The sequence below is a fragment of the Bradyrhizobium sp. genome (assembly GCF_017881085.1).
GTDB lineage: Bacteria > Pseudomonadota > Alphaproteobacteria > Rhizobiales > Xanthobacteraceae > Bradyrhizobium.
In genome coordinates this window covers 1-3373 of record NZ_JADGRI010000448.1, presented here as the reverse complement: position 1 = coordinate 3373, position 3373 = coordinate 1, and the positions used below count along the sequence as shown (strand labels likewise).

The 3373-nt window shown below is 57.9% G+C and carries 2 protein-coding genes and 2 pseudogenes; 1 reads left to right on the top strand and 3 read right to left on the bottom strand.

What is annotated here, in order from left to right; all coding sequences use genetic code 11:
• Both QZ213_RS26370 and QZ213_RS26365 read right to left on the bottom strand, forming a co-directional pair.
• Positions 1-389: pseudogene (locus QZ213_RS26370) on the bottom strand (alcohol dehydrogenase); the annotation flags it as partial.
• A gap of 240 nt (positions 390-629) precedes the next feature.
• Complete coding sequence (locus QZ213_RS26365; RefSeq protein WP_291688993.1) at positions 630-1673, bottom strand: SMP-30/gluconolactonase/LRE family protein; 1044 nt, start codon at positions 1671-1673, stop codon at positions 630-632.
• Positions 1674-2128: 455 nt separating this feature from the next.
• Here QZ213_RS26365 and QZ213_RS26360 point away from each other — a divergent pair.
• A pseudogene (locus tag QZ213_RS26360) lies at positions 2129-2408 on the top strand (IS5/IS1182 family transposase); the annotation flags it as partial.
• A 233-nt stretch (positions 2409-2641) separates the two neighbouring features.
• Here the strand turns inward: QZ213_RS26360 and QZ213_RS26355 are convergent.
• A complete protein-coding gene (locus tag QZ213_RS26355; RefSeq protein WP_291688992.1) occupies positions 2642-3220 on the bottom strand; it encodes a hypothetical protein in 579 nt (192 codons plus the stop codon).
• Between the last annotated feature and the right edge of the window lie 153 nt (positions 3221-3373).

The window sequence follows — 3373 nt, the reverse complement described above, 5'->3', positions numbered from 1 at the left end:
GGCGAGTGGGTCTGGCGGGCGACCAGGTCGTCATCGAGCTTGGGAACGAACGACCACAGCACTTCGCCGGTGTCGCCCTTGAGCGCGAAAACTTTGCTGTAGGACGCCGAGTAATAGACGATGCCGTCCTTCGCCAGCGGCATCGACTGCACGCCGCGCGTCGAGTGACCGACCTGGTGGATGAAGGCGATCTTCAGTTTCTTGATGTTGTTGGTATTGATCTGATCGAGCGGGCTGTAGTGCCAGGACTGGTAGCTGCCGTGGTAGCTCAGCCAATCCTTGCCGTTCTTGCCGGCGTTGTCGAGTGCATTGGCATCCTGTGCCAATGCCGGAGCGTGCGCGGCTCCCACGATCGCCATGGCCGCGACTAACGTCGCGGTGGTCGTCATCAAGCTTTTCCTGACAGTCACTTTGTAGACCTCCCTGATTGCTGATTGCCGGTTTCCGGCATTGCTTGCTGGTTGGACAAGGTATCGGCGCGTTTCGTCTTGCGCCCCGATGGCCCCATCTGACGATTCTTCAAACCGCGCGTTCTTGTCTTGGCGGCCACTTGGTGCGCGTCCGTTCGTGGCCATTCCCTTTCGTTCGTCAAGTTCATTGCCTCATAGTCGCTGGCGTCTTCGCCGCGGTCATGGCAACAGCGCGCCTTGGGTCTCGACGTAGGTGGCGTAGACCGATGTGCTTCCGCACATAAACAGGCGGTTTCGCTTCGGGCCGCCGAAGCACAGATTAGCGCAGGTCTCAGGAAGGTGGATCTTACCAATCAGATCGCCGCTCGGAGCGTAGCAACGCACCCCGTCCTCCTTGGGATCGGCCCACCCCATGCTGCACCACACATTGCCGTCGATATCGGTGCGCACGCCGTCAGTGAAGCCGGGCGCAAAATTCTCGGCAAACACCTTGTCGTTGGTTACCTTGCCGGTACTGACGTCAACGTCGAACACCCGCATGTTAGAACGACCACCATGGGTCAAGCCTGAGTCGATGATGTACAGCTTCTTCTCGTCCGGAGAAAAAGCAAGGCCGTTCGGCTTGTCGAAGCTATCGATGACGATCGTCGCCTTACCGGTCTTGCCATCGACTCGATAAACCCGGGGCGGCTGCTCGGACTTGTCGAGGTGACCCTCGTAATTCCCGAAAATGCCGTAGCCGGGGTCGGTGAACCAGATCGAGTCGTCAGCGGCCACCACGACATCGTTCGGCGCATTGAGTTTCTTGCCGTCAAAGCTATCGATGATCGTAATGATGGTGCCGTCGTGCTCGGTGCGCGAGACCCGCCGGGCGTCGTGCTCGCAACTGAGCAATCGGCCCTGGCGGTCTCGGGTATTGCCGTTCGCATAGTTCGATGGCTGGCGAAACACGCTTACGTGGCCGTCTTCCTCGTTCCAGCTCATCATTCGATTATTCGGAATGTCACTCCAGATTAAACGGCGATAGTCCCGAATGTAGACCGGCCCTTCGGCCCATCGAAACCCGGTGGCAATGCGCTCGATGGCGGCATTGCCGACTTTGTATTTAAAGCTTTTGTCGAGCGCCTCGACGCGAGGATCAGGGTAACGCCAATTAGGAAGATCGCCGAGCGGCAGCGTGTCTGCTGCGGCGGGTTTGCTCCCCAACCCTGCTGCGGCGACGGCCAGGCCGGCAGTGCCCGCCAGAAACGTTCGTCTTTCCATGAGACTTTCCTCCCTTTAGATGGAATTGTTTGGGGAATGTCGGCGGCGCTCGTGAAGGCGCTTCCATTAAGTGTCGTGCGTGTTCCTCCACGTTATTTTTTTAATTGTATCGCGGACTCGCGGACGGATCCGTCATCGAATGAACAGACGACACACTGCGCCCGCAACGGAACACTGGTCAAGAGTGCTCATTCCATAAAAAGCTGCGATGACGCTGCGATGACAATGATTCCATTCTGTTCGCAGTTGCGGTCACTTCAATTTTTTCGGACACATAAAAGCCATGGCGCCCACGATCGATGACGCTAGGCGCGGTAGGCTACGCTTGCGATCCTCATGCAAGAGCCACTAGTTGTGGATCATCGGGACCGGGCAGCTAGATCGAGCGCACGGGCGGCCCGACCGCGCGAATAAGCAACGCCCGATCGCGGGTGAGCGATTGGCGCAGGGATCGCGATCCTGCAAGGTCAAGTCGCGCTATGAAGGAGTGTTTGGCGACCCTCGACGATACAGCGTGGGGCGCCGCCAGCGACGTCGTCCCAAAGTTCGTCTCGCCATCCCATCCGGCGGCCCAGTGGACCGGGGCTCACAAAGGACCAGCAATCTTCGCTTACTCCGACATCTATTTCATCGACATGAAGTTCGGGTCATCGTTGACTTCGGGGCCTCCCGGGCTAGGCCGAGGTCGGTGCAGCAAGGACCATGATCGAACGGACCGAAGAGCGTTTGGGTCTCAGGTTATGCGCGATCGGCCCCATGATCGCCGAGTGGTCCGGGTTGGCCTTGTCCTGACCCCGCTCCTTGTCCCAGTTCGTTAGATGGGGGACGCCGCAAGCTCGCGCGCTACCGATGACATTGTCACCACAGCAAAAACGACAGGCCCACTGACTCTTCTGTGCCGCCATCGCAACAGTCTTGTGGGCATCGCTGATGTGCAGCTTACGGGCCGAATTCGTGACATAATCTATCTAGCGGCGCGTTTGTAATCTCGCGTCGCACTCCCAAACTTCACCCCGTCTGGGAGCGGCGGGGTTTTTTTCGTCAATGCTGCATGGGCCGCGTGTCCAGCTTTCTCGATACGAGGCGAGCGTGATCACAGCTAAGCCGACGATTACCAGGTGATATGGCGTGGCTTGCGTAGAGCCATCAGCCCATAAGAGCCGATCCAAAAACTTGTCGAGTCGGATGAATCGGATTTGATTCCATTGCGTGGGGCTTGATTCGAGAGGATCCTGCCATGTGGAAGCCTGAACATCGGCGATACGGAACGGAAGTTCAACGCCGTCTGTCGGGTCGCGGACACTATCGCAAAAATAGAGCGCAGCGGGGCCGCGACCGCTGCGCTCCATCTTGTCGCCGACGTCAGGAGCCGCAGCGCCAAGATCGAATTCATTGGGCGGAATGCGGGTTCTTGTCGCGGATTGTCGACGTCCGCTTTTGATCGCATAGGGCACTAGTCGTCCCGCTCCTTCCGTTTCGCCTTTCACTTTTTGCGCGACATGATAGCATTTTGCCGTCTTGGGGGATGGGCGCTTGAAGGCAATCACGGCAATAGCGGCCAATAAGTTGGGCAAGTTTATCGCCAAAGATTTTCGCCGTATTTTTGGTCCAGCACACGACGATATGGCGGAGCGTTTAGGCTCCTTGGCGCGTAGTACGATTGAATGTCTCGCCAGAAGCGACGCTCTTCTTTCTGAAGA